This is a genomic window from Modestobacter marinus, assembly GCF_019799945.1.
GTDB lineage: Bacteria > Actinomycetota > Actinomycetes > Mycobacteriales > Geodermatophilaceae > Modestobacter > Modestobacter marinus_B.
The window spans coordinates 87,116-113,309 of sequence record NZ_JABGCH010000017.1 but is presented as its reverse complement, the minus strand read 5'-3'; the positions used below and the strand labels follow the sequence as shown (position 1 = coordinate 113,309).

General features: G+C 75.1%; 28 protein-coding genes and 1 rRNA gene. 18 read left to right on the top strand and 11 right to left on the bottom strand.

Features of this window, described 5'->3' with window-relative positions:
• The first annotated feature begins 118 nt into the window (after window positions 1–118).
• Window positions 119–235 (top strand): 5S ribosomal RNA (rrf, locus tag HK417_RS15080).
• A 280-nt stretch (window positions 236–515) separates the two neighbouring features.
• Here the strand turns inward: rrf and HK417_RS15075 are convergent.
• Window positions 516–1,220, bottom strand: coding sequence for a PadR family transcriptional regulator (locus HK417_RS15075; protein ID WP_222267837.1), 705 nt, complete (start codon window positions 1,218–1,220; stop codon window positions 516–518).
• A gap of 137 nt (window positions 1,221–1,357) precedes the next feature.
• On the opposite strand from HK417_RS15075, the gene HK417_RS15070 reads away from it, so the two are divergent.
• The 10 genes from HK417_RS15070 to HK417_RS15025 all read left to right on the top strand — a co-directional run bounded on the left by HK417_RS15070 (window position 1,358) and on the right by HK417_RS15025 (window position 10,298).
• On the top strand, window positions 1,358–1,660 hold the full coding sequence (locus HK417_RS15070) for an urease subunit gamma (protein ID WP_222267836.1): 303 nt from the start codon (window positions 1,358–1,360) through the stop codon (window positions 1,658–1,660).
• The gene (locus HK417_RS15065; RefSeq protein WP_308123600.1) at window positions 1,657–1,974 is read left to right on the top strand and encodes an urease subunit beta; all 318 of its coding nucleotides are present in this window, start codon (window positions 1,657–1,659) and stop codon (window positions 1,972–1,974) included. The genes HK417_RS15070 and HK417_RS15065 overlap by 4 nt, the downstream gene beginning before the upstream one ends.
• Window positions 1,968–3,689, top strand: coding sequence for an urease subunit alpha (locus tag HK417_RS15060; RefSeq protein WP_222267833.1), 1,722 nt, complete (start codon window positions 1,968–1,970; stop codon window positions 3,687–3,689). The genes HK417_RS15065 and HK417_RS15060 overlap by 7 nt, the downstream gene beginning before the upstream one ends.
• Window positions 3,689–4,339, top strand: a complete 651-nt coding sequence (locus HK417_RS15055) for an urease accessory protein UreF (RefSeq protein WP_222267832.1) — start codon at window positions 3,689–3,691, stop codon at window positions 4,337–4,339. The genes HK417_RS15060 and HK417_RS15055 overlap by 1 nt, the downstream gene beginning before the upstream one ends.
• Window positions 4,340–4,357: 18 nt before the next feature.
• Window positions 4,358–5,035 carry an urease accessory protein UreG gene (ureG, locus tag HK417_RS15050; protein ID WP_222267830.1) on the top strand — a complete coding sequence of 226 codons (678 nt, stop codon included), beginning with the start codon at window positions 4,358–4,360 and terminating at the stop codon, window positions 5,033–5,035.
• The gene (locus HK417_RS15045) at window positions 5,032–5,775 is read left to right on the top strand and encodes an urease accessory protein UreD (RefSeq protein ID WP_222267828.1); all 744 of its coding nucleotides are present in this window, start codon (window positions 5,032–5,034) and stop codon (window positions 5,773–5,775) included. The genes ureG and HK417_RS15045 overlap by 4 nt, the downstream gene beginning before the upstream one ends.
• Window positions 5,776–5,827: 52 nt before the next feature.
• Window positions 5,828–6,541: a GntR family transcriptional regulator gene (locus HK417_RS15040; RefSeq protein WP_222267826.1), complete on the top strand. Its 714-nt coding sequence runs from the start codon at window positions 5,828–5,830 to the stop codon at window positions 6,539–6,541.
• Window positions 6,542–6,636: 95 nt separating this feature from the next.
• Window positions 6,637–8,157 carry an NCS1 family nucleobase:cation symporter-1 gene (locus HK417_RS15035; protein WP_222267824.1) on the top strand — a complete coding sequence of 507 codons (1,521 nt, stop codon included), beginning with the start codon at window positions 6,637–6,639 and terminating at the stop codon, window positions 8,155–8,157.
• Window positions 8,158–8,165: 8 nt separating this feature from the next.
• A complete protein-coding gene (locus tag HK417_RS15030; RefSeq protein ID WP_308123599.1) occupies window positions 8,166–8,885 on the top strand; it encodes an aspartate/glutamate racemase family protein in 720 nt (239 codons plus the stop codon).
• A 36-nt stretch (window positions 8,886–8,921) separates the two neighbouring features.
• Window positions 8,922–10,298 carry an 8-oxoguanine deaminase gene (locus HK417_RS15025; RefSeq protein WP_222267822.1) on the top strand — a complete coding sequence of 459 codons (1,377 nt, stop codon included), beginning with the start codon at window positions 8,922–8,924 and terminating at the stop codon, window positions 10,296–10,298.
• On the opposite strand, the gene HK417_RS15020 is transcribed toward HK417_RS15025, so the two are convergent.
• From HK417_RS15020 to HK417_RS15005, 4 genes are read right to left on the bottom strand one after another with little or no spacing between them, the layout of a single operon-like run.
• A complete protein-coding gene (locus HK417_RS15020) occupies window positions 10,288–10,992 on the bottom strand; it encodes an anti-sigma factor (protein WP_222267821.1) in 705 nt (234 codons plus the stop codon). The two genes, HK417_RS15025 and HK417_RS15020, sit on opposite strands and share 11 nt — an antisense overlap.
• On the bottom strand, window positions 10,973–11,623 hold the full coding sequence (locus HK417_RS15015) for an RNA polymerase sigma factor (protein ID WP_308123598.1): 651 nt from the start codon (window positions 11,621–11,623) through the stop codon (window positions 10,973–10,975). The genes HK417_RS15020 and HK417_RS15015 overlap by 20 nt, the downstream gene beginning before the upstream one ends.
• Complete coding sequence (locus tag HK417_RS15010; RefSeq protein WP_222267820.1) at window positions 11,620–12,294, bottom strand: class F sortase; 675 nt, start codon at window positions 12,292–12,294, stop codon at window positions 11,620–11,622. Before HK417_RS15010 ends, HK417_RS15015 begins: the two co-directional genes overlap by 4 nt.
• Window positions 12,295–12,320: 26 nt before the next feature.
• The gene (locus HK417_RS15005) at window positions 12,321–13,136 is read right to left on the bottom strand and encodes a DUF4397 domain-containing protein (RefSeq protein WP_222267819.1); all 816 of its coding nucleotides are present in this window, start codon (window positions 13,134–13,136) and stop codon (window positions 12,321–12,323) included.
• A 319-nt stretch (window positions 13,137–13,455) separates the two neighbouring features.
• Between HK417_RS15005 and HK417_RS15000 the strand changes: the two genes are divergently transcribed.
• From HK417_RS15000 to HK417_RS14985, 4 genes are all read left to right on the top strand, one after another.
• A complete protein-coding gene (locus tag HK417_RS15000; RefSeq protein ID WP_222267818.1) occupies window positions 13,456–14,430 on the top strand; it encodes an anti-sigma factor RsbA family regulatory protein in 975 nt (324 codons plus the stop codon).
• A 2-nt stretch (window positions 14,431–14,432) separates the two neighbouring features.
• The gene (locus HK417_RS14995) at window positions 14,433–14,930 is read left to right on the top strand and encodes a DUF309 domain-containing protein (protein ID WP_222267870.1); all 498 of its coding nucleotides are present in this window, start codon (window positions 14,433–14,435) and stop codon (window positions 14,928–14,930) included.
• On the top strand, window positions 14,927–16,102 hold the full coding sequence (locus tag HK417_RS14990) for a MalY/PatB family protein (RefSeq protein ID WP_222267817.1): 1,176 nt from the start codon (window positions 14,927–14,929) through the stop codon (window positions 16,100–16,102). The genes HK417_RS14995 and HK417_RS14990 overlap by 4 nt, the downstream gene beginning before the upstream one ends.
• A 68-nt stretch (window positions 16,103–16,170) precedes the next feature.
• The gene (locus tag HK417_RS14985; RefSeq protein WP_222267816.1) at window positions 16,171–17,025 is read left to right on the top strand and encodes an Fpg/Nei family DNA glycosylase; all 855 of its coding nucleotides are present in this window, start codon (window positions 16,171–16,173) and stop codon (window positions 17,023–17,025) included.
• Window positions 17,026–17,062: 37 nt separating this feature from the next.
• Here the strand turns inward: HK417_RS14985 and HK417_RS14980 are convergent, their stop codons facing one another.
• Window positions 17,063–17,890 carry a hypothetical protein gene (locus tag HK417_RS14980; protein WP_261326764.1) on the bottom strand — a complete coding sequence of 276 codons (828 nt, stop codon included), beginning with the start codon at window positions 17,888–17,890 and terminating at the stop codon, window positions 17,063–17,065.
• Window positions 17,891–18,005: 115 nt separating this feature from the next.
• Between HK417_RS14980 and HK417_RS14975 the strand changes: the two genes are divergently transcribed.
• On the top strand, window positions 18,006–18,674 hold the full coding sequence (locus tag HK417_RS14975; RefSeq protein WP_222267814.1) for an HAD family hydrolase: 669 nt from the start codon (window positions 18,006–18,008) through the stop codon (window positions 18,672–18,674).
• Here HK417_RS14975 and HK417_RS14970 read toward each other — a convergent pair.
• The 5 genes from HK417_RS14970 to HK417_RS14950 form a co-directional block, all read right to left on the bottom strand.
• Window positions 18,658–19,854 (bottom strand): MBL fold metallo-hydrolase, encoded by a 1,197-nt coding sequence (locus tag HK417_RS14970; RefSeq protein ID WP_222267812.1) that lies wholly within the window; start codon window positions 19,852–19,854, stop codon window positions 18,658–18,660. The genes HK417_RS14975 and HK417_RS14970 overlap by 17 nt on opposite strands.
• A 62-nt stretch (window positions 19,855–19,916) precedes the next feature.
• Complete coding sequence (gene codA, locus HK417_RS14965) at window positions 19,917–21,179, bottom strand: cytosine deaminase (RefSeq protein ID WP_222267810.1); 1,263 nt, start codon at window positions 21,177–21,179, stop codon at window positions 19,917–19,919.
• A 69-nt stretch (window positions 21,180–21,248) separates the two neighbouring features.
• Window positions 21,249–21,923 carry an HAD-IA family hydrolase gene (locus tag HK417_RS14960; protein WP_308123597.1) on the bottom strand — a complete coding sequence of 225 codons (675 nt, stop codon included), beginning with the start codon at window positions 21,921–21,923 and terminating at the stop codon, window positions 21,249–21,251.
• A gap of 198 nt (window positions 21,924–22,121) precedes the next feature.
• Window positions 22,122–22,577, bottom strand: a complete 456-nt coding sequence (locus HK417_RS14955) for a universal stress protein (protein WP_222267808.1) — start codon at window positions 22,575–22,577, stop codon at window positions 22,122–22,124.
• 49 nt (window positions 22,578–22,626) lie between these two features.
• On the bottom strand, window positions 22,627–23,952 hold the full coding sequence (locus HK417_RS14950) for a Rieske 2Fe-2S domain-containing protein (RefSeq protein ID WP_222267805.1): 1,326 nt from the start codon (window positions 23,950–23,952) through the stop codon (window positions 22,627–22,629).
• Between the two features lie 170 nt (window positions 23,953–24,122).
• On the opposite strand from HK417_RS14950, the gene HK417_RS14945 reads away from it, so the two are divergent.
• Window positions 24,123–24,500 carry a DUF485 domain-containing protein gene (locus tag HK417_RS14945; protein ID WP_222267803.1) on the top strand — a complete coding sequence of 126 codons (378 nt, stop codon included), beginning with the start codon at window positions 24,123–24,125 and terminating at the stop codon, window positions 24,498–24,500.
• Window positions 24,493–26,130, top strand: coding sequence for a solute symporter family protein (locus HK417_RS14940; RefSeq protein ID WP_222267801.1), 1,638 nt, complete (start codon window positions 24,493–24,495; stop codon window positions 26,128–26,130). The genes HK417_RS14945 and HK417_RS14940 overlap by 8 nt, the downstream gene beginning before the upstream one ends.
• Window positions 26,131–26,194: the final 64 nt, after the last annotated feature.

Sequence of the window (26,194 nt, the reverse complement as noted above, 5' to 3'; positions counted from 1 at the left end):
CCATCCAGCCCTTTTGAGCTCGATGTCACGCGTCCACTGTGCAGCTCTGGAACAACGAACACCCCCCACCCCTACCCGCCCGCGGGCGGGGTGTGGGTGGGGGGCGGTTCCACAGTGTTACGGCGGTCATGGCGAAAGGGAAACGCCCGGTCCCATTCCGAACCCGGAAGCTAAGCCTTTCAGCGCCGATGGTACTGCCCCGGAGACGGGGTGGGAGAGTAGGACACCGCCGGACAACCATTCCCGAAACGGGGCCACAGCGACAGCTGCGGCCCCGTTTCGGCATTCCCGGACCTGGAGCGGCCGCGCCACCGTTACGTCAGCGACGCAACCCGGTCCCGACTTGTCTTCACCGGACAGCACGACGGCCGGCTCCCAACAGGCCCACCAGCCACCGACCCAGGTCATCCCACGCCCGCGGCCACGTCAACAGGACGCCCAGCCGGCCCAGGATCAGCAGGGTCGAGGTGCCGAGGGTCCAGAGGCCCGTCGTCCCCAGCGCTTGACGACTGAACCTATTGCGGGGTGTCCGGAGGGCCGTCGGAGCCGCCGTCCGGCGCCTGGCCGGCCAGGATGAGGTAGAGAGCCCGGCGGGCGTCGCCGATGACCCGGGCGGCCTGGGCCAGCTGGTCGGCGTCCCCCACGCGGCCGAGCTGGTGTGCCGCACCCATCAGCTCGCCCATCAGTGCGCGCAGGTCGGGCCGGTCGCCGGCGCCGCCGAACGCGGTGAACGGATCGACGTCCCCCAGGCCGGCCACGTGCGCGCGACCTGCCTCGGTGAGCGCCACAAGCTTCCGGCCACCCTCGGCGGTGACCCGGACCAGGCCCTCGTCCTCCAGCTGGGCGATGGTCGGGTAGACCGCCCCTGGGCTGAGCTTCCACGCGCCCCCGGTGCGCTCGGCCACGGCCTGCATCAGCTGGTAGCCGTGCATCGGCTCCTCGGCGAGCAGGAGCAGCAACGCCGTGCGGACGTCGCCGCGCCCGGCGCGGCCGGGCCGGCCGCCCGGCCGTCCGCGGTGCCCGCCGCCGCGGCCGCCGGGATGGCCGGGGCCGAACGGCCCGCCGTGGTGCCCGAACGGGCCGCCGGCGCGGCCGAAGGGGCCCTCGAAACCGCCGGGGTGTTCGTGCGGGTGGTGTCCGCGCGCTCCGGGCTCGTCGCCGGCGCGGGGGACGTAGTGGTGGTGGCGGCGATGCCGCGACCATGGGCTGGTGGGCTCCATGTCGCACCTCCGAGAATCGTCGATGCACTCACGATATATCGCGACGCATCCCGCAACAAGGCCGTCACCGACGCAACAGCGCTGTCACACCGGGCCGCTAGCGTCCGAGCTCCGTCGCCGACCAGGAGGGCTGCCCGGTGTTGCTGTCCCCGCACGAGCAGGAGCGGCTGATGCTCAGCTACGCCGCCGAGCTCGCCCGCCGCCGCCAGGCCCGCGGCCTCAGGCTGAACCTCCCCGAGGCCACCGCGATCGTCACCGACCACGTGCTCGAGGGCGCGCGTGACGGGCGGCTGGTCACCGACCTCATGCAGTCCGGCCGCACGGTCCTCACCCGGGACGACGTCATGGACGGCGTCCCCGAGCTGCTCGAGGAGGTGCAGGTGGAGGCAACGTTCACGGACGGGACCAAGCTGGTGACCGTCCACCACCCCATCCCGTGAGCGCCGTGATCCCCGGTGAGGTCCTCCCCGCCGAGGGCGAAATCGAGACCCTCCCCGGTGCGCCGCGGATCGAGCTCGCCGTGCACAACACCGGCGACCGGCCGGTCCAGGTCGGCTCGCACTTCCACTTCGCGCAGGCCAACCGCGCCCTGGTGTTCGACCGGGCGGCCGCGCACGGCCACCGGCTGGACATCGCGGCCGGCACCGCGGTCCGCTTCGAGCCGGGCATCCGCCGCACCGTGACCCTCGTGCCGTTGGCCGGCGCGCGGATCGTGCCCGGGATCAGCGCCCAGGGAGGTCTGGGCCGGTGGTGAGGCTGTCCCGCGAGCGCTACGCCCAGCTCTACGGCCCCACCGTCGGCGACCGGGTCCGGCTGGCCGACACCGACCTGCTCATCGAGGTGACCGAGGACCGCAGCGGCGGTCCCGGGCTCGCCGGGGAGGAGGCGGTGTTCGGCGGCGGCAAGGTCATCCGCGAGTCCATGGGGCAGGGGCGGGCCACCCGGGCCGAGGGCGCCCCCGACCTGGTGATCACCGGTGCGGTCGTGCTGGACCACTGGGGCGTCGTCAAGGCCGACGTCGGCATCCGTGACGGGCGGATCGTCGCCCTGGGCAAGGCCGGCAACCCCGACACGATGGACGGCGTCCACCCCGACCTGGTCATCGGCCCGGGCACCGAGGTGCTGGCCGGCAACGGCAAGGTGCTCACCGCCGGTGGCGTCGACTGCCACGTGCACTTCATCTGCCCGCAGATCGTCCCCACCGCCCTGGGCTCGGGCGTCACCACGCTCATCGGCGGCGGCACCGGGCCGGCCGAGGGGTCCAAGGCCACCACCGTCACCCCGGGCGACTGGTACCTGGCCCGGATGCTCGAGGCGATGGACCCGCTGCCGGTCAACGTCGCGCTGCTGGGCAAGGGCAACACGGTCCGCCAAGACTCCCTGGAGGAGCAGCTCCGGGCCGGCGCCAGCGGCTTCAAGCTGCACGAGGACTGGGGGTCGACGCCCGCCGCGATCGACGCGGCGCTGACCGTCGCCGGGCGCCACGGCGTCCCGGTGGCGCTGCACTCGGACACGCTCAACGAGGCCGGGTTCGTGGAGGACACGCTCGCGGCCATCGCCGGGCGGAGCATCCACGCGTACCACACCGAGGGCGCCGGGGGCGGGCACGCGCCGGACATCATCACCGTCGCCGGGCACCCCAACGTGCTGCCGAGCAGCACGAACCCGACCCGGCCGCACACGGTGAACACCCTTGACGAGCACCTCGACATGCTCATGGTCTGCCACCACCTTGACTCCAGCGTGCCGGAGGACCTGGCGTTCGCGGAGAGCCGCATCCGGCCGACCACGATCGCCGCGGAGGACCTGCTGCACGACCTCGGCGCCATCTCGATGATCGGCTCCGACGCCCAGGCGATGGGGCGGGTCGGCGAGGTGGTGATGCGCACCTGGCAGACCGCGCACGTGATGAAGCGCCGGCGCGGGTCGCTGGCGGGGGACGGCCCGGCCGACAACCTGCGCGCCCGCCGGTACGTCGCCAAGTACACGATCTGCCCGGCGGTCGCCCACGGGATCGACGGCGAGGTCGGCTCGGTCGAACCGGGCAAGCTCGCCGACCTCGTGCTCTGGGACCCGAAGACCTTCGGCGTCCGACCGCACGTCGTCCTCAAGGGCGGGATGATCGCCTGGGCGCAGATGGGTGACGCCAACGCCTCCATCCCCACGCCGCAGCCGGTGCTGCCCCGGCCGATGTTCGGCGCGTACGGCCGGGTGCCGGCACGGACCTCGCTGCACTTCGTCGCCCCGGCGGCGCTGGAGGCCGGGCTGGCCGACCGGCTGGCGGTGAACCGCCGGCTGGCCGCGGTCGCCGACACCAGCCGGCTGGGCAAGACCGACATGCCGGAGAACACCGCGCTCCCGGAGATCCGGGTGGACCCGGACACCTTCACCGTCTCCGTGGACGGCGAGGTCTGGGAGCCCGAGCCGGTGCGCGAGCTGCCGATGGCCCAGCGGTACTTCCTGTTCTGATGGCACTCGCCGCGCTGCTCACCCTCGCCGACTCCCGGCTGCCGGCCGGCGGGCACACCCACTCCGGTGGCGTGGAGCAGGCGATCGCCACGGGAGTGGTCACCGACGCGGCGTCCCTGGCGGCGTTCCTGCGCCGGCGGCTGGCGACGTCCGGGGCGGTCGCGGCCGGCCTGGCCGCGGCCGCCTGCCGGGCTGTCGATGACGCCGACCCGGCCGCCGCACTGTCCTGCCTGGACGCGGAGGCAGACGCCCGGACCCCGTCCCCGGCGCTGCAGGCCGCCTCGCGGCAGCAGGGGCGCGGGCTGGTGCGGGTCGGCGGCCGGGCCTGGCCGCATCCCGCCTGGGCGGCGGTGCCACCGCGCCCGCACCACCCGGTCGCCCTGGGCGTCGCGGCAGCGGCGGGCGGGCTCGGGCCCGCCGATGCGGCCACCGCCGCCGCCTACCTGGCGGTCAGCGGGCCGGCGACGGCCGCCCAGCGGCTGCTCGCGATGGACCCGATCACCGTCGCCGCCATCACCGCCCGCCTCGCGCCCGAGGTGGACGAGGCGGCGTCGGGGTCGGCCGCGGAGCTCCCCGCGGCCGCCGACCCCCTGCTCGACCTGCTCGCCGAAGTGCACGCCGCACGGAAGGACCGGTTCTTCGCCTCATGACCCTCACCGGGAGTGCAGATGCCGCCTGACCACAACCTGGACGACTACGTCGACCCGTACGCGCCGGGCCACCGGCACGGCGGTCCGCTGCGCGTGGGGCTCGGCGGGCCGGTCGGCTCGGGCAAGACCGCGCTGGCCGCGGCGCTGTGCCGCACGCTGGGCGGCGAGTTCGACCTCGCCGTCGTCACCAACGACATCTACACGACCGAGGACGCCGACTTCCTCCGCCGCAACGCCGTCCTGCCCGACGACCGGATCGAGGCGGTGCAGACCGGCTGCTGCCCGCACACCGCGATCCGCGACGACATCACCGCCAACCTCGACGCGGTGGAGCTGCTGGAGTCCCGGCACCCGGGGCTGGAGCTGGTGTTCGTCGAGTCCGGCGGCGACAACCTGACCGCGTCGTTCAGCTACGGGCTGGTCGACGTGCAGGTGTTCGTCGTCGACGTCGCGGGCGGGGACAAGGTGCCGCGCAAGGGCGGGCCCGGCGTCACCGGCGCCGACCTGCTCGTGGTGAACAAGACCGACCTCGCGCCGCTCGTCGGGGCCGACCTGGGGGTGATGCGGCGGGACGCCGACGCGGTGCGCGGGGGGAAGCCCACGCTGCTGATCTCGCTCCGCGAGGACCCGGCCGCCACCCCGGTGGCGGAGTGGGTACGGGAGCAGGTCCGGTTGCGGGCGCTGCAGTCGGCGTGAGGACGGTCGTCGAGGTGGTCGCCCGGCGCGGTCCGGGCGGCCGGACGGTGCTGCCCGTGATGCGGGCCAGCGGGCAGCTCGCCGTCCGCCGCACCGGCGCCGCCTCCGTGCACCTCGTCGCGACCGCGTTCGGCCCGCTGGGCGGGGACGACGCCGAGATCCGGCTCGTGGTGGAGGAGGGCGCCCGGCTCAGCGTCCACACGGTGGCCGCGGCCGTGGTGCTGCCGCAGCGGGGCGCGTCCCCGCCGTCCCGGCAGGCGGTGCGGGCGGAGGTGGCCGGCACGCTGGACCTCGCCCCCGAGCCCACCGTGGTCACCGCGCGCGCCACCCACGAGGCCGACCTGCTGGTGCAGCTCGGGCCGGACGGCGCGCTCAACGCCACCGAGCAGGTGCTCCTCGGCCGGACCGAGGAGGAGCCGGGCCGCTGGACCGGCACCACCCGCGTCGAGCGCGCGAGCCGCCCGCTGCTGCACACCACGGTCGGCCTCGGCCCCGGGGCGCCGGCCTGGCTGCCGCCGGTCGCGCCGCGCGCGTACGTCTCCACCCTGCGGCTCTATGGCGACGCCCCGCCCGGCGTGGTGACCGGGGACGACGCCGTGCGGCTGCCGCTGCCCGGCGGCTGGGTCGCCACCGCGTGGGGCGCTGAACTGCACGAGGCGGCCGCCCGGCTGGCCGCGGTCACGGCCCCCGCCGGCGAGCTCGTGGCAGCGGCAACGGGGTTGGTGCCGTCACACCGGTGAAACACGTGGTCGGCAGGTTGCGGCCGTCGGCGTCGGCCAGGGGGAGGGTGCCGTGTCCCGTCCACCCGCCGGCTGGGTCCGCCGGCTGGCCACCGACTCCCCGGGGACGTCCCACGAGGCCGTCCGCGACCAGCTCCGGGCGGCGATCCTGCAGGGCGCGGCCCCGCCGGGCGCCGCGATCGTGGTGGAGGACGTCGCCGACCGGTTCTCCGTCAGCCGCATCCCGGTCCGCGAGGCGCTGAAGACCCTGGTCGGCGAGGGCCTGGTCAGCCACGCGCCCCGGGCCGGCTACTTCGTCGCGCAGCTGACCCGGGTCGAGCTGCTGGAGCTGTACGTCGTGCGGGAGGCGCTGGAGTCGGCCGCGCAGGCTGCCGCCGTCCCCCGGGCCGACGCGGCCTGTGACGCGGAGGCGCGCTCCGCCCACGCGGCGCTGAGCTGGGCGATCGCGGACGGCGACGTGCGGGCGCACCACCGGGAGAGCCGGCGCTTCCACCTCGCGCTCGCCGCTCCCTGCGGCATGCGCCGGCTGCTGCACATGTACGCGGCGGCCTGGGACCTGACCGAGCCGTTCCAGCCGATGTCGCACGTCGACCGGCCGCAGACCCAGGTGCTGCACGAGGAGCACGGCGCGATGCTGCGGGCTTTCCTCGACCGGGACGCCGACGCGCTCGTGGCGGTCTCCCGCGCGCACTCCGGCCACATGCGGGACGTGCTCGCGAGCCTGCCGGAGGAGACCGGGCTGTTCGCGCCGGAGACCCGGTCCTGAGCCGGCCGCGGATATATCGCTGCGGTCATCGGGTCGCAACACCCGCTCCCTAGCGTCCCCAGCACGCCGACCCGCCAGCCTGAGGGAGCCTGCCCGTGACCACGACCGCCGCACCCCCACCGAACGTCCACGAGTCCACCGGCGCCGCCGTCGGCGGCGCGCTGGTGAAGCCCGGCTACGACCCGCGGCTGACCAACGAGGACCTGGCACCGCTGAAAGAGCAGCGCTGGGGTTCGTACAACATCTTCGCGTTCTGGATGTCCGACGTGCACAGCGTCGGCGGGTACGTGACCGCCGGCAGCCTCTTCGCGCTGGGCATCGCGGGCTGGCAGGTGCTGATCGCGCTGGTCGTCGGCATCGTGATCGTGCAGGTGTTCGCGAACCTGGTGGCCAAGCCCAGCCAGCGGACCGGCGTCCCGTACCCGGTGATCAACCGCGCCGTCTTCGGCGTCAAGGGCGCGAACATCCCCGCCGTCATCCGCGGGCTGATCGCGGTCGCCTGGTACGGCGTGCAGACCTTCCTCGCCGCGCAGAGCCTGAACATCATCTGGCTGAAGTTCGTCCCCGGCTCGGCGTCGCTGCTGGACCACTCGTTCCTGGGCCTGGAGGCGCTGGGCTGGATCTCCTTCGCGGTGCTGTGGGTCGCCCAGGCGGCGCTGTTCTGGCGGGGGATGGAGACGATCAAGCGGTTCATCGACTTCGCCGGCCCGGCGGTCTACGTGGTGATGATCGCGCTGGCGGTGTACCTGGTCTCCCGGGCCGGCTGGTCGAACATCGACCTGGACCTGCACACCGGCCCGACCCTGACCGGCTGGGCCACGATCTCGACCATGGTCGGCGCGATCGCGCTGGTGGTCTCCTACTTCTCCGGCCCGATGCTGAACTTCGGTGACTTCGCCCGGTACGGGAAGAGCTTCTCCGCGGTGAAGCGGGGCAACCTGCTGGGCCTGCCGCTGAACTTCCTGTTCTTCTCGGTGCTCACCGTGGTGTGCGCCTCGGCGACCGTGCCGGTCTTCGGGCAGCTGATCACCGACCCGATCGCCACCGTCGAGGCGATCGACTCCTCCTTCGCGATCCTGCTCGGCGGGCTGACCTTCGTCATCGCGACCGTCGGCATCAACATCGTCGCCAACTTCATCGCCCCGGCGTTCGACTTCTCCAACGTCTCCCCGCAGAGGATCAGCTGGCGCACCGGCGGGATGATCGCCGCCGTCGGCTCGGTCCTGCTGACCCCGTGGAACTGGTACGACAGCGCCGAGGGGATCCGGTTCACCCTCGGCATCCTGGGCAGCCTCATCGGCCCGCTGTTCGGCATCCTGATCGCCGGCTACTACCTCGCTGCCAAGCAGCGGGTGGCGGTCGACGACATGTACTCGATGGCGCCCACCGGCCGCTACTGGTTCCGCGGCGGCTACAACCCCAACGCCGTCCTGGCCACGGCCGCCGCCGGCATCCCGACGATCCTGCTGACCCTGTTCGCCTCGGTCGGCGACTACGGCTGGTTCATCGGCTGCGCCCTGGGCCTCGTCGTCTTCGCGGGGCTGGAGGGGGTGCGGCCTATGCTGCCGGAACTCGACCCGGCCGAGGACGGCGTCTCCGACGGCACCCTGGCCTGAGCCGTCCCGTGCTCATCCAGGTCGTCAACCCCAACGCCACGGCCGCGATGACCGACGTCATCGCGGCCGCGGCCCGGGCCGCCGCCGCTCCCGACGTCTCCGTCGAGGCGGTCACCAACGCCGCCGCGCCGGTGTCCATCGAGTCGGCGTACGACGAGGCGCTCGCCGTCCCCGGGCTGCTGGCCGCCGTCCGGGAGCCGGCGGACGGGTACGTCGTCGCCTGCTTCGGCGACCCCGGCCTGGACGCCGCGCGGGAGGTGGCGGCCGGCCCGGTGGTCGGCATCGCGGAGGCGGCGATGCGGACGGCGACCTACCTGGGCCGCTCGTTCAGCGTCGTCACCACCCTGGCCCGCACCACGGGGCGCACCGAGGAGCTCGTCGACCGCTACGGCGTGCGGCCGCTCTGCCGCTCGGTGCGGGCCTGCGAGGTGCCGGTGCTGGGTCTCGCCGGCAACCCGGACGCGTACCGGCGCGTGCTGGCGGAGTGCCGGGCCGCGGTCGAGTGCGACGGGGCCGAGTGCCTGGTGCTCGGCTGCGCCGGGATGGCCGACCTGTGCGCGGAGCTGGCCGCCGAGCTCGGGGTGCCGGTGGTCGACGGGGTCGCCGCCGCCGTCGCCACCGTGTCGGGGCTGGTCCGGCTGGGGCTGTCGACCAGCCGGGTCGGCGGTTACGCGCGGCCGCCGGCCAAGCCGGTCACCGGCCCGCTGGCATCCCTGTGGCTGGGGTGACGCCCGTTCGTCAGCCAGGAGCGGCATCATGCGCGCGTGCAGACCGCTGACCTCCTCGTCCACGACGCCGAGCTGATCGCCACCGTCGACGACGCCCGCCGCGAGATCCCCGGGGGGTGGGTCGCGGTCATCGACGGCGCGGTCAGCGGCCTCGGCGGCCCCGGTGACCCCCGGCCGGAGGCCGCCCGCCGGGTGGACGCGCGGGGCTGCCTGGTCACCCCGGGCCTGGTCAACACCCACCACCACCTGTACCAGAACCTCACCCGCGCCTACGCGCCCGCGCTGACCGGCGGGTTGTTCGACTGGCTGGTCACCCTCTATCCGCTGTGGGCGCGGCTGGACGAGGAGGCGGCGCACGTCAGCGCGTTCGTCGGGCTCGCCGAGCTGGCGCTGTCGGGGTGCACGACGTCCACCGACCACCTGTACGTCCACCCGGCCGGCGGCGGCGACCTGATCACCGCGGAGGTGGCGGCGGCCCGGGAGCTGGGCGTCCGGTTCCACCCCACCCGCGGGTCCATGTCGCTCTCCGTCAAGGACGGCGGCCTGCCGCCGGACTCCGTCGTGCAGGACGACGACACGATCCTGGCCGACTCGCAACGCCTGGTGGAGGCCCACCACGACCGCACGCCCACCGCGATGACCCGGATCGCGCTGGCCCCGTGCTCGCCGTTCAGCGTCTCCACCGCGCTGATGGCCCGCACCGCCGAGCTGGCCGAGTCCCTCGACGTCCGGCTGCACACGCACCTGGCCGAGACCCAGGACGAGGACGCCTTCTGCCTGGAGACCTTCGGGCGCCGGCCGGTCGACTACCTGTCCGACGTCGGCTGGATGACCGACCGGGTGTGGCTCGCGCACGTGGTCTGGCCGTCGCCCGAGGAGGTCACCCGGCTCGGGGCGGCGCGGGTCGGCGCGGCGCACTGCCCGTCGTCCAACATGATCCTGGGCAGCGGCCTGGCCCCGGTCGCCGAGCTGCGGGCCGCGGGTGCGCCGGTCGGGCTCGGGGTCGACGGTTCCTCGTCGGCGGACTCGGCGTCGCTGTGGCTGGAGGCCCGCACCGCGATGCTGCAGGGCAAGCTCCGGCACGGCGCGGCGGCGATGTCGGCCCGGGCCGCGCTGGAGATGGCCACCCGGGGAGGAGCGGCCTGCCTCGGCCGGACCGGTGAGATCGGGCAGCTGTCGGTCGGCGCCTGCGGGGACCTGGCCGTCTGGTCGCTGGAGGGCGTGCGGTTCGCCGGGGCGCTGTCCGACCCGGTCGAGGCCTGGCTGCGGTGCGGCCCGGTGGCCGCGCGGCACACCGTCGTCGGCGGGCGGTTCGTGGTGGACGACGGCGTCGTGACCCACCCCGGGCTGGACGAGCAGCTCGCCGTCCACCGGCGGGTGTCCGCGCGGCTCCAGGCCCCCGTCAGCGGGTGAGGGAGCCGCGGGCGACGCTGACGCCGGAGTGGGTCGGGTCGCCGTCCAGCGGCTCCACCGAGACGTCCACCACCGGGTAGGCGGCCAGGTCGACGCCGGGGGGCAGCGGCAGCACGGTGTCCCCGGCGGTCACCGCGCCGACCTGGACCATCCGCTGCGCGTCGGGCTGCAGCAGCCACACCTCGTAGTAGCCGTCGTCCAGGGACGGCGCCGAGAGGTCCACCTCGAGCAGCCGGTGGCCGTCCTCCTCCCGGACCTCGGCCCGGCCGGAGGCGTCCTCACCGGCCAGCGCGTCGAGCCCGGCGGTGGCGATCACCGTGCCCGACGGGCCGTCGTCCCGGGTGACCGCCACCGCGCCGGCGCCGACGGCGATGCCGGCCACCACGGCGGCGGCGAGGGCCAGCCAGCGGCGGGCCGGGCGGCGCAGCGGGACCACCGGCGCCAGGGGGGGCTCGGACGGCGGGGCGGCGGACACCCCGGTCGCGGCGGCGATCCCCGCCCACAGGTGCGGTGGCGGGGGCACCGGGGCGCCCGGCGCGGCGAGCTCGGGCACGGCGAGCACGTCGACGCTGCGCCGGAGGGAGGCAACCTGCCGCCGGCACTCCTCGCACCCGGCCAGGTGCTCGGCGTCCTCGGCGGGCAGCGGCTCGCGGAGGGCGGCCAGCGCGAGCTGCTCAGGACTGCAGTGCTGCACCGTCCACCTCCAATCGGGTCCGCAGGCGCTCGAGGGTGCGCCGGATGTGGCTCTTCACCGTGCCCAGCGGCAGCCCGGTGCGCTCGGCGATCTGCGAGTGCGTGAGGTCGGCGAAGAAGGCCAGCTCGATGATGCCGCGCTGCGGCTGGCCGAGGCGGTCCAGCTCGCGCAGCAGCAGCACCCGGTCGGCGACGAGCGCGTCCAGGCCGTCGTCCCGCCCGCCCTCCGGCCGGGACCGGGCGTCGACGACGGCCGCCTCGGCCACCCGGCGCTGCCGCTCCCGCCGGGCCCACACGTCGGCGATCTTGTGCCGGCAGACGCCGACCAGCCAGGCGGCCAGCGGCCCCTCGTCGGGGCGGTAGCCGGTCCGGCCGGTCCAGGCGGAGATGAACGTCTGCTGCGTGACGTCCTCGGCGTCCGGGCCGGCGCCGAACGCGCGCACCGCCATGCCGTGCACGATGCCGGCCCAGCGGTCGTAGGCCTCGGCGAGCGCCCGCTCGTCGCCCGCGCGGAAGCGACGGCCGACGGCGTCGTCGTCCGGCTCGAGGGACTCCTCGGGAGTCGACGCCGACCGCACGCCCCGACCGTAGGGGGTCGCCGTCCGGCCGGGCAGGCCCAGGGTCACCGTCACGCCGGGACCGCCACGACGACGACGTTGTCCCGGTAGCTGCCCAGCTCGGGACGGAACGGTCCGCCACAGGTGAGCAGGACCAGTCGCGGCTCCCCGCTCCGGGCGAACAACGCGGCCAGCGGCAGGGCCTGCTTCTCGACCAGCTCGCGGCTGACCACCCGCCACCGGGAGATGCCCCCCGCGGCGTCGGTGACCTCGACGGGCTGCCCGGGTTCCACCGAGCGCAGGGCGGCGAGCGGTCCCAGCCCCTGCTCGGCGTCGTCCACGTGCCCGGCGAGCACCGCGGAGCCCGGCTGCCCGGGCGCCGGGCCGAACCGGTACCAACCGACCCGGCCGACGTCCGGGGGCAGCTCCATCAGCCCGCTCCCGGTGACGCCGACGGGGTCGACGGCTGCCGCGACGCCAGAGCCGGGCACGCTCAGCGCCACCGGTGCGGGCGCGGGGTCCGGGACGGCCACCGGAGCGGCGTCCCGGACCGTCACCGGGGGGAGCACGTCGGCGGGCGGCTGCGGGGCCATCACCGGGCGGAGGAGGACGTCGCCGGCCGGCGCCGCGAGCACCTGGGTCACGGGCACCCCGGCCGACGACGGCGGGCGGGCCACCGCCCAGGCCGCGGGCGCGCCGCCCGCCACCGTGAGGCCGGCCACCAGGCCCACCACGGCTCGCCGCACGACGTCCTCCTCCCCGGTACCTGCCGTCAGCGGCGGCTGAGGACCAGTCGCCGGCCGGCGACCGCGGCACCGGTCAGGCCGAGCGCGGACACCGCCAGCACGCTCATCGGCAGACCGCCGTCGTCGGCCAGCCCGGCCGAGCCGGCGGGGACGCCACCGGGCGCGGAGGACGCCTCCCCGAGCTGCTGCACCGCCAGCTGGTAGCCGGCCTCCGAGCTGCCCCAGGCGTAGACGGCGGTGGCCGTGCCCTCGCCGAGCGGCAGGTCGGCCGGGCCGATCGCCACGGTCTCGGTGCCGGCCAGGACGACGTCGGCCGAGATGGTGCCGGCCGGGACGGTCAGCGTCGCCTCGTTCGGGCTGGTGAGCCCCGGCGCGGCCACCTGCCCGCCGGCGCGGACGTCGACCGCCGGCGCGGCCGCGGTGTGCCGGACAGTGACCCGGGCCTGCCCGGCGGGCACCGGGGAGACGTCGTTGACGAACGGGGTGAGGGTCGGCGTGCCGCCCTCGGTGAGGTGGGCGACGACCGTGGCATTGGCCCCGGCGGGCACCTGGACGCCGGTGGCGGACGCGGCCGGCTGGGTCGACGCCGGGTCGGAGCCGGCCGGGTAGATGGCCAGGTCGTAGCTGCCCGCGGGCAGGGAGACCGGGTCGGTGAGGGTGCCCGGCGCGAAGTCGGACAGCAGCTCCTCACCGTTGGCGTAGACGTCGACGGTCACCCCCGGCACGCCGTGCAGCACCGAGACGCTGGCGGTGTCCGCCGCGGCGGCGGGGCCGGCAGCGAGGACGACGGCGAACGCTCCGGTGGCGCCGGCGGCGAGAGCGAGGGAACGGGACCTGGTCACGGTGGTGTCCTTCCGGTGGGGGCGTGCCTGACACCCCTCCTTCCACGGCACCCCCGCCGGCGGATGCAGCGACCTCTCGACACCCCGGCGGAACGGGCCCCGGACACGCCGCGGGGCCGGGTGGCGTTCCGGGGCGACCTGCCGGGTGACCGGGCAGGATGGGCGAGGCGGCCGTCCTGCACCGACTGGCGCGCGCCCGGCGGTCGTCACAGGCTGTACTCGACGCCGGGGGACTGACCTGCGCCGGAGCGGGTAGGGGAACGGCGGGACACGGCTGCCGGGATGGTGGCGTCGCGACGGCAGGACGGAGACCAGCAGCATGGACGGGGCAGCCGGGTCCGGGGTGCACCGCGGGCTCCTGGCCGCCTCGGACGCCGAGCTGGTCGACGGGATGGTCGCGTTCGTCTGCGCCGGGCTGGACGCGCGCCAGCCGGTGGTGGTGGCCTGCACGGAGCCGACCGCGGCGTTGCTGCAGAAGGAGTTCCCCGACCACGACGAGATCTCCTGGCCCGACTGGTCCGACGTCTACGGGAACGGCCCGGCCGCCGCGATCACCGCCGTCCGCCGGCTGGGCGCGCGGCACCGCGGGCCGGCTGCGGCCGCGGTGCGCGTCGTCCTCGAGCCGGTGCCCGCGTCCGGTGAGGACACCTGGCGGGAGTGGCAGCGCTACGACGCGGTCCTCGACCACACGCTGACCGAGGCCGCCGAGCTCGGCGAGGGGGACCTGGTCGTGCTGTGCGTGTTCGACACCCGCCGGGTGCCCGGTCCGCTGGTGGACGCCGCGCACGCCACCCACCCGGTGCTCCTCGTCGACGGCCGGGACGCGCCGAACCCGGCGTCCATCGAGCCCGAGCACTACCTGGCGACGCTCCCGGTGCCGCCGGAGCCGCTGGAGGCGACCGAACCGCTGGTGCGGGCCGACTCGGTGCGGGACCTGCGTGGGCTCCGCCGCGCCCTGGCCGCCCGCGCGGCCGACGCGAGCCTGCCGGCCGGCTCGGAGCCGGCGCTGGAGGACTTCCTGCTCGCCGTCGACGAGATGACGACCAACGCGCTCCGCCACGGGCGGCCGCCGGTCGACCTCCGGCTGTGGGCCGATGAGAAGCGGCTGGTCTGCACCGTCACCGACCGCGGCACGGGGCTGCGGGACCCATTCATCGGCTACGGCCCGGCGCACGGTGACGACCTGTCGCTGGGCGGGATGGGCCTGTGGCTGGCGCGGCAGCTGTGCGACCACGTCGACATCACCCCGACCGAGGACGGCGTCCGCGTGCGGCTGACCACCGTCCTGGGGTGAGCATGGTCGCCGGCGACCGCGACCGCGACGCTGCCGGGCGGGCCCGTAACGCCCGGCCCCGGGACGCGCTGGGCCGCCCGCTGCCCTACGGCGCCGAGGGGGAGCCGCGTGCCCCGGAAGGCGTCGTCCGCACGCCCGAGGCCACCCTGGCCGAGGCGCAGGAGCTCCTGGACGCCGGCCGCCCGTTCCACGCCCACGAGGTGCTCGAGGACGCGTGGAAGACCCGGCCCGACGACGAGCGGGACCTCTGGCGCGGGCTGGCGCAGCTCGCGGTGGGGCTCACCCACGCCGCCCGGGGCAACCCGGCCGGCACCGTCACGCTGCTCGGCCGCGCCGTCCGGTCCCTGGCCACCGCCGGGGAGGCGGCCCGGCGGCACGGGGTGGACGTCGCGGGGCTGCTGCGCTGGGCCGAGCCGCGGACGTCCGCCGCGCAGGCCAGGGGACCGGTCGAGCTGACGCCACCCCGCCTGCGGACGCCCGGAACGGACCCGACCCGGTGACCGGCGACGTCCAGCGCTCCTTCGACGACCTCACCGAGGAGGCCCTGCGCGCGGCGGGCAGCCTCAAGTGGACGCGGTACGGCGACGCCATCGGGGCCTTCGTCGCCGAGATGGACTTCGGGACGGCGCCGGCGGTCACCCGGGCGCTGCACCGGGCCGTGGACGTCGCCGCCTTCGGCTACCTGCCCGCCCCGACGGCGCGCGCCCTCGCCGAGGCCTGCGCCGCGTGGCAGGCCGACCGGTACGGCTGGCCGGTCCCCGCCGAGCGCGTCGCGCCGCTGGCCGACGTCGTCGCCGGCCTGCAGGCCGCGATCGAGCACTTCACCCCGGCCGGCACGCCGGTGGTCCTGCCGACCCCGGCGTACATGCCGTTCCTCGTCGTCCCCCGGCTGCTGGGCCGCGAGATCGTCGAGGTGCCGCTGGTCCCCGGGCCGGACGGGCGGCTCACCTACGACCTGGCGGCGCTGGACCGGGCGTTCGCCGCGGCCGGCGGCGGGCTGCTGGTGCACGTCAACCCGCACAACCCGGTCGGCCGGGTCTTCACCGAGGCCGAGCAGCTGGCGCTGGCCGAGGTCGTCGAGCGGCACGGGGTCCGGGTGTTCTCCGACGAGATCCACGCGCCGCTGGTGTACCCGGGAGCGGTCCACCGGCCCTACGCCGCCCTCTCCCCGGTCACGGCCGCGCACACGGTCACCGCCACCGCGGCGTCCAAGGCCTGGAACCTGCCCGGGCTCAAGTGCGCGCAGCTGCTGCTGTCCAACGACGCCGATGCCGCGCACTGGGCGCAGGTGGGCCAGCACGCGGCCCTCGGCTGCTCGACCCTCGGGGCGATCGCGAGCACGGCCGCGTTCCGCGAGGGGGCGGAGTGGCTGCACGAGGTCCTGGGCTACCTCGACGGCAACCGGCGGCTGCTCGCCGACCTGCTGGCCGCGCACCTGCCGCAGGTCCGGTACACGCCCCCGGAGGGCACCTACCTGGCCTGGCTGGACTGCCGGGCGCTGGGGATCGAGGAGCCGCTGGCCGAGTTCTTCCTGCGGGAGGCGGGCGTCGCGCTGGTGGACGGGCTCGGGTGCGGGCGGGCCGGTGCCGGGCACGTGCGGCTCACCCTGGCCACCCCGCGCCGGGTGCTGGAGACCGTCGTGGAGCGGATGGCCGCCGCCGTCACCCCCTGAGGGGCAGAAATGGCCATTTCCGCCCTCCAGGGGGAGCAGACCGGCGGCTGCGTGTGGATCATGGGCGGATGCCCGAGTTGCCCGAGGTGGAGGCGCTGGCTGCGTTCCTGCGGGAGAACGCCGTCGGCCGTGTGATGGCACGCGTGGACCTGGCCGCCGTCCAGGCGATCAAGACCTTCGACCCGCCGCTGTCGGCGCTGTCCGGGCTGGAGGTCAGCGGAGCCGCCCGGCACGGCAAGTTCCTGGACCTCGACGTCTCGGGGCTGCACCTGGTCGTGCACCTGGCCCGGGCCGGCTGGCTGCACTGGCGGGAGAACCTGCCGACCGCGCCGCCCAAGCCGGGCCGGGGACCGCTCGCGCTGCGCGCCCACCTCGATGACGGCAACGGCTTCGACCTCACCGAGCAGGGCACCCGCAAGGGCCTGGCGGTGTACGTCGTCCGGTCACCGGCGGAGGTGCCGGGCATCGCCAGGCTCGGGCCGGACGCGCTCGACCTGGACGCCGAGCGGCTCGGTGCGCTGCTGGCCGGCCGGCACGGCCAGCTCAAGGGCACTCTCACCGACCAGACGGTGCTCGCCGGGATCGGCAACGCCTACTCCGACGAGATCCTGCACGCCGCCCGGCTGTCGCCGTTCCGGATGGCCGACAAGCTCACCGACGACGAGCTGCTCCGGCTGCACGCCGCGCTGCGGGAGACGCTGCTGGGCGCCCTGGACCGCCAGCTCGGTCAGCGGGCGGCGACGATGAAGGGCGAGAAGCGCGCGGGCCTGCAGGTGCACGCCCGCACCGGGCTGCCGTGCCCGGTGTGCGGTGACACGGTGCGCGAGGTGTCCTTCGCCGACACGTCGCTGCAATACTGCCCCACCTGCCAGACGGGCGGCAAGCCGCTGGCCGACCGGCGGATGTCCAAGCTGCTGCGCTGAGCGGGGCGCGGACCGCGCCCCGCCCCAGCGGTGGGGGTCAGCGGCCGGCGTGGACGGCGTCGAAGCCGACCCGGTCGACCTTCTTGTGGTACCGGCCGCCGAGGATCCCGCCGAGCACGGCCCCGACCAGCGTCGCGACCAGGACGGCGACCAGCGCGATGATGCCCGCGGTGGTCGCGGTGCCCTCGTTGATCGGGATCCGCGGCAGGTCCAGCCGCGCCAGCACGTTGTACTGCGAGCCGAAGACCAGGCCGGCCAGCGCCAGCAGGAGCACGACCAGCAGGCCGATCACCCAGACGGCGATGCCCTGCTTGGCACCGTCGAAGCGGGACATCCGCCCGGCGACGTACCCGCCGGCCAGGTAGGCGAGGAACAGCACGACCAGCAGCCCGATCCCGCCGCCCAGCCCGATCCCCGCGGCCGAGCTGATCGCCTCGTCCGCGCTCACGCCCTGGGTCAGGCCGACCGCGACACCGCCGGCCGACAGCAGGGCCACGAGCAGCACCGCGAGGCCGTTCGCCGACAGCCAGCCGAAGAACGCCGGGCCCCAGTGGATGCCGCCGTAGCGGGCCCGCTGGGCGGCGACGACCTCCTTGCGGGACACGGCGGCGGGGGCGTCCCGGTCGGTTCCCCGGTGCCGGTCGGCGTCCGGGCGCAGCACCTGCGTGGACTCCCGGTCGCTGGGGCCGCCGACCGGCGGGAGTACCTGGGTCGCGTCCCGCCCGCTGTCGCTGGGCGACGTGGACCCCGCGGAGCCCGCGGGGACGGCGTGGGACCCGCCGCCGCCCGGTGGGACGTCCGCGGCGTGGTTGCCGCTGAACTTGGCGCGGATCGTGTCGGTCACCCGGTGGCCGTCGCTGGGCATCGTCGTCCTCCTGTTGATCCTGGGCTGGATCGATTGGCGCGTGGATGCCCGTTCCGCGCGGTGATCAATCCTCCCCGCGACGCGGGGCGCTGCGGGGCAGGTCAGGATGGGCGGTATGGCGTGGGTGACGTTCGACCTGTTCAGTGCGCTGATCGACTCCCGCGCGGGCGGGACGGCGGCGTTCGACCGGATCGCGGCGGGGCACGGCTGGGACGTCGCCGGCCGCGACCTCTACGACGACTGGGACGCGCGCAACAAGGCCTCGCAGAAGGATCTCCCGGCGCAGCCGTGGGTGACCTTCGCCGAGCACAGCCGGCGGGCGCTGGATGCGGCCTACGCCGCGCGGGGGCTGCGGGCCGACCCGGCCGAGGACGCCGCGGCGCTGCTGGCGACGCTGCCGGACTGGCCGCTGTGGCCCGACGTCGAGGCCGGGCTCGCCGCGGTTGCCCGCGACCACCGGGTGGGCATCCTGTCCAACGTCGACGACGAGCTGTTCCGCCGCACCCGGGCCGCGGTCCTGGTCGACGACGACGCGGTGCTCACCAGCGAGCGCCTGCGCGCCTACAAGCCGCACCCGGATATCTACCGGCGGGCCGCCGAGGCGGGCGTCGACGTGCACGTGCCGGCGTCCGCCCGGGACACGCGGGGAGCGCTGGAGGCCGGGCTGGCGGTTGTCCGGGTCACCCGGCCGGGGCACCGGGTCGATCCGGCGGGCCCCCAGCCGGAGCACGAGGTCGAGGACCTCACCCAGCTCCCGGCGGTGCTGGTCAGCGTCGCGAGCTGAACCGCCGGGCCGGACCGGTCCAGCGGTTCCCGTTCTCGGTCGGCAGCGGGGCGCGCGGCGCGTCGTCGGCCGAGCCGACGGCGGTCCACCAGTCGACGAGCGGCGGCGGGGCCAGGACGTCGACGCGCTCCCCGGGCCGCGGGACGACGACCGTCACGTCCCGGGCCTGCGCCGCGGCGACCAGCCGCTCCACCGGCTCGGCCCAGCGGTGGAAGGCCAGGTTGAACGTCGCCCAGTGGATCGGCACGAGCACCTGCCCGCCGAGGTCCCCGTGCGCCCGCACCGCCTCCTCGGGGTCCATGTGGATGGCGTGCCAGGCGTCGTTGTAGGCGCCGATCGGCTGCAGGGTCAGGTCGAACGGGCCCAGCCGGGCGCCGATGCCGGCGAAGGCCGGGGTGTATCCGGTGTCCCCGCCGAAGAAGACCCGGTGCTCGGGCCCGGCGACCACCCAGGAGGACCACAGCGTGGTGTTCCGGGCGAAGAACCGCCCGGAGAAGTGCCGGGCCTCGGTGCAGGTCAGCGTCAACCCGGCGACCGTGGCCGCCTGGTCCCAGTCGAGCTCGACGATCCGGTTCTCCGGCACGCCCCACCCGCGCAGGTGCACGCCGATGCCCAGCGGGACGACGAACGGCGCGGACTGCGTGCGCAGCAGCGCGCGGACGGTCGGCAGGTCGAGGTGGTCGTAGTGGTCGTGGCTGATCAGCACCGCGTCGACCCGGGGGAGGCCGGCGATGCTGACCGGCACCGGGTGCAGCCGGGTGGGGCCGAGCAGCGGGGACGGCGACACCCGCTCGGCCCACACCGGGTCGACCAGCACCCGGCGGCCGTCCACCTCGAGCAGCGCGCTGGAGTGCCCGTACCAGGTGACCGCCAGCGCGCTCGCCTGCTCGGGCACCTCGGGGCGGGCCAGCGGCACCGGGGCGCCGGGCAGGCCCTTGTGCCGGTCCTCGTGCCACTGGCGCAGCAGCCCGCTGCGGGCGGTCGCCGGCTCCAGCGCGGGCGTCGGCATCGCGTTGTGGAACCGGCCCTCGGCGAACTGCGGCGAGCCGGCGACGGTGGGACGCAGCTGCCGCTGGCTGGCACCCAGCGCGGTGGGCAGCCCCCAGGCGGCGCGGACGACCCAGCTGACACCCCCGGCGAGCGCGGTGGCAGCGGTCAGTAGGGCGGTACGGCGGATCATCAGCACACCTCCAGCATCCCCCGCTGGCCTGGACGGTGGCTGGGTGACCGGCCGGGGGGCACTCAACGGAGGAAGGTGACCGGCTCGGTGATACCCGACCAGGTGACGGTCGTCCGGGCCGGCTCGGTGCGGGCGACCACCCGCCCGCCCCGCAGCACGAGGGTGCGCGGCGCCACCAGCCGCAGCGCGTCGACGTCGGTGGGCGCGTCGAAGACGACCAGGTCGGCAGGGTCGCCGGGGCGGAGCCGGTTCTCCGGGAGGCCCAGGGTGCGGGCGGCGTCGGTGGTGATCATCTCGATCAGCCGGGGCAGCTCCTCGGCGCCGCTCATGTGCGCCAGGTGGGCGAGCACGAACGCGCACTGCAGGGGGTCGCCGTAGCCGAGCGGGTACCAGGGGTCCATCACCGAGTCGTGGCCGATGCTCACAGTGATCCCGGCCGCCTGCAGCTGCTTCACCCGGGTGTTGCCGCGGCGCACCGGGCCGGTGTCGAACCGGCCCTGCAGGACCGCGTTGTCCAGCGGGTTGGTCACGAAGTGCATCCCGGACCGGGCCAGGTTGCCGATCAGGCGGTAGGCGTAGGCGGCGTTGTAGCTGTGCATGGCCGTGGTGTGTGAGGCGGTGACCCGGCCGGCCATGTCCCGGCGGATCGTCTCGGCCGCCATGACCTCGACGAACCGGGAGTGCTCGTCGTCGGTCTCGTCGCAGTGCACGTCGACCATCAGCCCCCGCTCGTCGGCCAGCGCCATCAGCCAGCGCACCGACTCCACGCCGTCCTCGCGGGTGAGCTCGTAGTGCGGGATGCCGCCGACCACGTCCGCCCCCAGGTCGACCGCGCGCTCCATCAGCCGCTGGCCGTCGGGGAAACCGAGGATGCCCTGCTGCGGGAAGGCGACCAGCTGCAGGTCGACCATGTCCCGCACCTCCTCGCGCAGCTCGACCAGCGCCCGCAGCGCGGTGAGCTGCGGATCGCAGACGTCGACGTGGCTGCGCACGGCCTGCACGCCGTTGGCGACCTGCCAGCGCAGCACCTGCCGCACCCGTTGCTGCACGTCCTCGACCGTCAGGTCCCGCACCCGGTCGGCCCAGACCGCGATCCCCTCGAACAGCGAGCCGCTGACGTTGGGCCGCGGCTGGCCGACGGTGAGCACCGCGTCGAGGTGGATGTGCGGCTCGACCAGCGGCGGCGTCACCAGCCGGCCGCCCAGGTCGATCGTCTCCCGGGCGTCCTGGCCGGTGGCCTCGACGAGGAGGCCCCCGTCGACGGCGAGGTCCACGGGGGCGGTGGTCCGCGGCAGGACGGCGTTGCGCAGCAGGAGATCGATCATGCCGTCCACCCTGGCAGGACGGCAGTCCTCCTGCCGACGCTCGTGCCCTCGAAGCCCGCTGTGACGCCGTCAGACCGAGGAGACGGTGATCCCCCCGGGCCCGGCGTCGAACCGGACGTGGGACAGGTCGGGCGCGTGCGCGTCGGCGTCCAGCTCGTCCGGGGTGTGCGTGTCACCGACGGCGAGGGTGGTGCAGCCGGCGGCGCGGGCCGAGGCCAGCCCGGCGGGCGCGTCCTCCACGGCCAGGCAGCGCGCCGGGTCGAAGCCGAGCCGCCGGGCGCCGAGGACGAACGGGTCGGGCGCGGGCTTGCCGTGCTCGACGTCGTCGAAGGTGACGATCTCCCGCGGGTGCCGCAGCTGCGACCCCGCCAGCCGCGCCTGGAGCAGGGAGCGCGTGCACGACGTCACGATCGCCGTCCGCTCCGGCGGGAGGGACTCCAGCGCCTCCACCGTGCCCGGCAGCACCTCGATGCCCTCGGCGGCCGCCTCGATCTCCAGGTGCTCGATCCGGGCCAGCGCGTCGGCCACCCGCTCGGCGGCCAGCAGCTGCCCGATCACCTGCGCCGCCGGCCGGCCGCCCATGCCCAGTTCCGCCAGCACCGACGGCTCGACGTCGTGCTCCTGCGCCCAGGTGCGCCAGGCGGCCAGCGCTCCGGACATCGAGTCGATCAGCGTGCCGTCCATGTCGAACAGGACGGCGTCGAACGTGCGCCCGGCCAGGGCGTCGAGGCTCACGAAGGGCACCCGCCGATCCTCCCCCGCCGTGCGCACGGAGGCGTCACGGGACGACGACACTGGTCCCGTTCCGCCCCCGCTCCGCTCCTCGGTCGCTGGCGCTCCCTGCGATGCTCACGGAGGCGTCACGGGACGACGACACTGGTCCCGTTCCGCCTCCGCTCCGCTCCTCGGTCGCTGGCGCTCCCTGCGATGCTCACGGAGGCGTCACGGGACGACGGTCACCGGCCAGCGGCCCAGCCGCACCAGCCGCACCGCCACCGAGCCGACCACCCGGTGCCCGGCCTGCTCCGACGCCCCCACGAGGACGGCGTCGGCCGGCAGCGCGTCGGCGATCCGGGCGATCTCGGTGACCGGGTCGCCGCGGGCCGTGCGGTACTCCGCGTCCACCCCCAGGTGCCGCGCCGCGTGGGCGAGCTCGGCGCGCAGCTCGGCGTCCACCTCGGCCGTGGCGTCCCGGATGACCGCCTGGGCGGCCGGCACCCAGCCGGCCATCGCCGGCGCCGGCTCGGCGACGTAGACGGCCACCAGCCGGGACCCCTGCCGGCGGGCCAGCCCCGCCGCGTACGCCGCGGCACGCAGCGACGTCGGCGAGCCGTCGACCCCGACCAGGATGACTCGGGGGCCGTCGGTACCGCGCTCGAACCGGTCCCGCGAGCTCACCGGGGAATCGTCCACCCGGTCCGGTGCCCGGCGCCGCCCGGGTCCCCGCTCAGGCGCTCGCCCGGTCCGGGAGGTCGGCGGTCGCGCCGGCCGCGGCGAAGTCGGCCAGCGCGCGGCGCAGCGCCACGCCCAGCCGGTCCGCCGGCACGTGCAGCTCGTCGCGGAGCAGCAGCGGCAGGCCCTGGCTGTCCATCCGCGCATGGAGCGCCAGGTCCTCCGCGAGCAGCTCCTCCTGGTGGGTGACCGCGACGGCCAGGACGTCCCCGGGCACGGCGCCGGCGTCGCCGGCGCACAGCAGCACGCAGGTGTAGATCCGGGTGGAGTCCCGGTCCTCGGGCTGGAGCAGGAACAGGACCGTCCGGACCGTCCCCGTGGCCGGCTCCTCCAGCCGCCGCAGCAGCTGGAACGGCACGCGGTACACGGAGGTGGCCCGCCGGCGGCCCGCGCCCCTGTCGGACCAGTGCTCCTGCACGCTGCGGAACCCGCCGGCCTCCGGGGTGACGACGTGCGCGGGCACCTCCTCCGCCGACGTCCCGGTCGTGCCGGCGTGCACGAACGGGACGTGCGCGACGTCGAGCAGGGTGTCGGCCAGCGGACCGGCCGGCGCGGCCGAACGGGCGGGCGGCAGCCAGGCCGCGGCGAACCGCGGGTCCTCGGCCTCCGGGACGGCGAGCACCGGACCCTGCGGCTCGTCGGGCGCCAGCCAGACGACCCCGTACCGCTCCTGGACACCCCAGGCCGGCGGATCGGCGTCCAGCTCGCCGTCCCGGCGGTGCACCGTCCAGGTCCGGCCCAGCAGCCGCGCCTGCACGTAGCCGCCGTCCACGAGCTCGTCGGCGAGCGCGACGGGGTGCCAGGCGCGGGTCAGCGACGGGTCGAGGTTGCCGAACACCGGGCCGGACGGCGGCGCGGGGTCGGGCACCGGCTCCGGGTCGGGCGCCGGGCGGGAACCGCCGCTGCGCGGCGGGCGCAGCGTGGCGGTGCGCTCGGGGGCCAGCCATACCCAGCCGTCCCGCTCCTCCACCGCCCACGGCACGGTCAGGTCGGCGCGGGGTGGCGGCGTCCCGTCAGGGCCGAGGGAGGGGATCTCGACGCAGCGGCCCTCCGCGTTGAACCGCCAGCCGTGGTACGGGCACTGCAGGTGGCCGTCGACGACGCCGGCCGCCACCAGCGGCACCAGCCGGTGCGGGCAGCGGGCGGAGACGGCGGTGACCTCGCCGTCGGCCGTCAGCCGGACCACGACGTACGCCCTCCCGCCCGCCCCCACCTGCACCGGGGTCGTCGAGACCTCGGCGGAGTGGGCCACCGGGTACCAGCCGGACGACGATCCCGGCGCCGCGGCGGTCCGGGTCGCGGGGCTCCAGGGGATCGCCATGCACCTGATGGGACCAGCCGGCCGTTACCCCGGTGTTGCACCGACGTGGACTTCCCGCGTCCCCCGAACGGGGGACGCCGGGGGTTTCGGACGGGGCCGTCCCCCCTGGTGAGCGCGCAGACCCTAAGGTGACGACGATCACCCTCAGGCGACGCACAGCGAGGTGCCCCGTGACCGAACCGACCGAACGCAGGTTGCTCACCCCGGAGGAGTACCGGGCGGCGCAGAACTCCCCGGAGTTCGCCGAGCTCCGCCGCAAGTTCCGCAGCTTCGCCGTCCCGATGACCGTGGCCTTCCTGGTCTGGTACCTGCTGTACGTGCTGCTGTCGACCTACGCGCAGGACTTCATGTCCACCCGGGTGTTCGGGAACGTCAACCTCGGGCTGCTGCTCGGCCTCGCGCAGTTCGCCACCACGTTCCTGATCACCCAGCTCTACGTCCGGCACGCCGGCAAGAGCACCGACCCGATCGCGGACGAGATGCGGAACCGGCTCGAGTCGCACCAGTTCGCCAGCCCGTCCTCCCGCGAGGAGCCGACCCGTGGCTGACCTGCTCGCCGCCGACAGCGCGACCATCGGCAACCCGGCGATCAACATCTCGATCTTCGGCATCTTCGTGCTGATCACGCTGTTCATCACGTTCCGGGCCAGCCGCACGAACAAGAGCGCGGCGGACTACTACGCCGCCGGCCGGAACATCACCGGGACGCAGAACGGGTTGGCGATCGCGGGTGACTACCTGTCCGCCGCCTCGTTCCTGGGGATCGCCGGCGCCATCGCCGTCTACGGCTACGACGGGTTCCTCTACTCGATCGGCTTCCTGGTCGCCTGGCTGGTGGCGCTGCTGCTCGTCGCCGAGCTGATGCGCAACACCGCGCGGTTCACCATGGCCGACGTGCTGGCCTTCCGGATGCGGCAGGGGCCGGTGCGCACCGCCGCCGCCATCTCGACGCTGGCCGTGTCGCTGTTCTACCTGCTCGCCCAGATGGCCGGCGCCGGTGGCCTGGTGACCCTGCTGCTCGGCGTCACCGGTGAGGCCGCCCAGGCGATCGTCGTGATCGTCGTCGGCGCGCTGATGATCTTCTACGTGCTCGTCGGCGGCATGCGCGGCACCACCTACGTGCAGATGATCAAGGCGACCCTGCTCATCGCCGGCGCGTTCGTGATGACCGTCTGGGTGCTCGGCAAGTACGGGTTCAACCTCTCCTCGCTGCTCGGTGGCGCGGTCGCCGACGGCGGCGAGGCCGTGCTGAACCCCGGGGCCCAGTACGGCGCGTCGGAGACGTCCAAGCTGGACTTCATCTCCCTCGGCCTCGCCCTGGTGCTCGGCACCGCGGGCCTCCCGCACGTGCTGATGCGCTTCTACACCGTGCCGACCGCCAAGGACGCCCGTAAGTCGGTGGTCTGGGCGATCTGGCTGATCGGCATCTTCTACCTGTTCAGCCTGGTGATCGGCTACGGCGCGGGTGCCCTGGTCGGCAAGGACGCCGTGCTGGGGGCTCCGGGCGGGGTCAACGCCGCCGCTCCGCTGCTGGCCTTCGAGCTCGGCGGCACGGTGCTGCTCGGGATCATCGCCGGCGTCGCGTTCGCCACGATCCTCGCCGTGGTCGCCGGCCTGACCATCACCGCGTCGGCGTCCTTCGCGCACGACGTCTACGCCTCGGTGCTCAAGAAAGGCAACGTGCGCCCGGACGCCGAGGTCAAGGTGGCCCGGATCACCGCGATCGTGATCGGTGCGGTCTCGATCGGGCTGGGCATCCTGGCGCTGCAGGCGGGGATCAACATCGCGTTCCTGGTGGCGCTGGCCTTCGCGGTGGCGGCCTCGGCCAACCTGCCGACGATCCTCTACACGCTCTTCTGGAAGGACTTCACCACCAAGGGCGCGCTGTGGTCGATCTACGGCGGGCTGATCGCCTGCATCGGGCTGATCATCTTCTCCCCGGTCGTCTCCGGCGCCCCGGTCAACCCGGCGACCGGGAAGAGCCCGTCTCTGCTGCAGGACGTGGACTTCTCCTTGTTCCCGCTGAACAACCCCGGCCTGGTCTCCATCCCGCTGTCGTTCTTCCTGGGCTGGCTGGGCACCAAGCTGTCCAAGGAGAAGCCGGACGTCGACAAGTACGCCGAGCTCGAGGTCAGGTCGCTGACCGGCATCGGTGCGGAGAAGGCCGTCGAGCACTGAGGAAGGGCCCTCCTGCCCCCCGACGCTCGCGAGCTCGCGCCGGGGCCCTGCAGGAGGGCCGTTC

Coding starts and splice junctions, on each gene's coding strand:
- HK417_RS14975 (WP_222267814.1), top strand. CDS start 18,006: ATGGCGTGGGTGACGTTCGACCTGTTCAGTGCGCTGATCGACTCCCGC.
- HK417_RS15055 (WP_222267832.1), top strand. CDS start 3,689: ATGGCACTCGCCGCGCTGCTCACCCTCGCCGACTCCCGGCTGCCGGCC.
- HK417_RS15000 (WP_222267818.1), top strand. CDS start 13,456: ATGGACGGGGCAGCCGGGTCCGGGGTGCACCGCGGGCTCCTGGCCGCC.
- HK417_RS15075 (WP_222267837.1), bottom strand. CDS start 1,220: ATGGAGCCCACCAGCCCATGGTCGCGGCATCGCCGCCACCACCACTAC.
- HK417_RS14995 (WP_222267870.1), top strand. CDS start 14,433: ATGGTCGCCGGCGACCGCGACCGCGACGCTGCCGGGCGGGCCCGTAAC.
- codA (WP_222267810.1), bottom strand. CDS start 21,179: ATGATCGATCTCCTGCTGCGCAACGCCGTCCTGCCGCGGACCACCGCC.
- HK417_RS14950 (WP_222267805.1), bottom strand. CDS start 23,952: ATGGCGATCCCCTGGAGCCCCGCGACCCGGACCGCCGCGGCGCCGGGA.
- HK417_RS14970 (WP_222267812.1), bottom strand. CDS start 19,854: ATGATCCGCCGTACCGCCCTACTGACCGCTGCCACCGCGCTCGCCGGG.
- HK417_RS14980 (WP_261326764.1), bottom strand. CDS start 17,890: ATGCCCAGCGACGGCCACCGGGTGACCGACACGATCCGCGCCAAGTTC.
- HK417_RS14985 (WP_222267816.1), top strand. CDS start 16,171: ATGCCCGAGTTGCCCGAGGTGGAGGCGCTGGCTGCGTTCCTGCGGGAG.
- ureG (WP_222267830.1), top strand. CDS start 4,358: ATGCCGCCTGACCACAACCTGGACGACTACGTCGACCCGTACGCGCCG.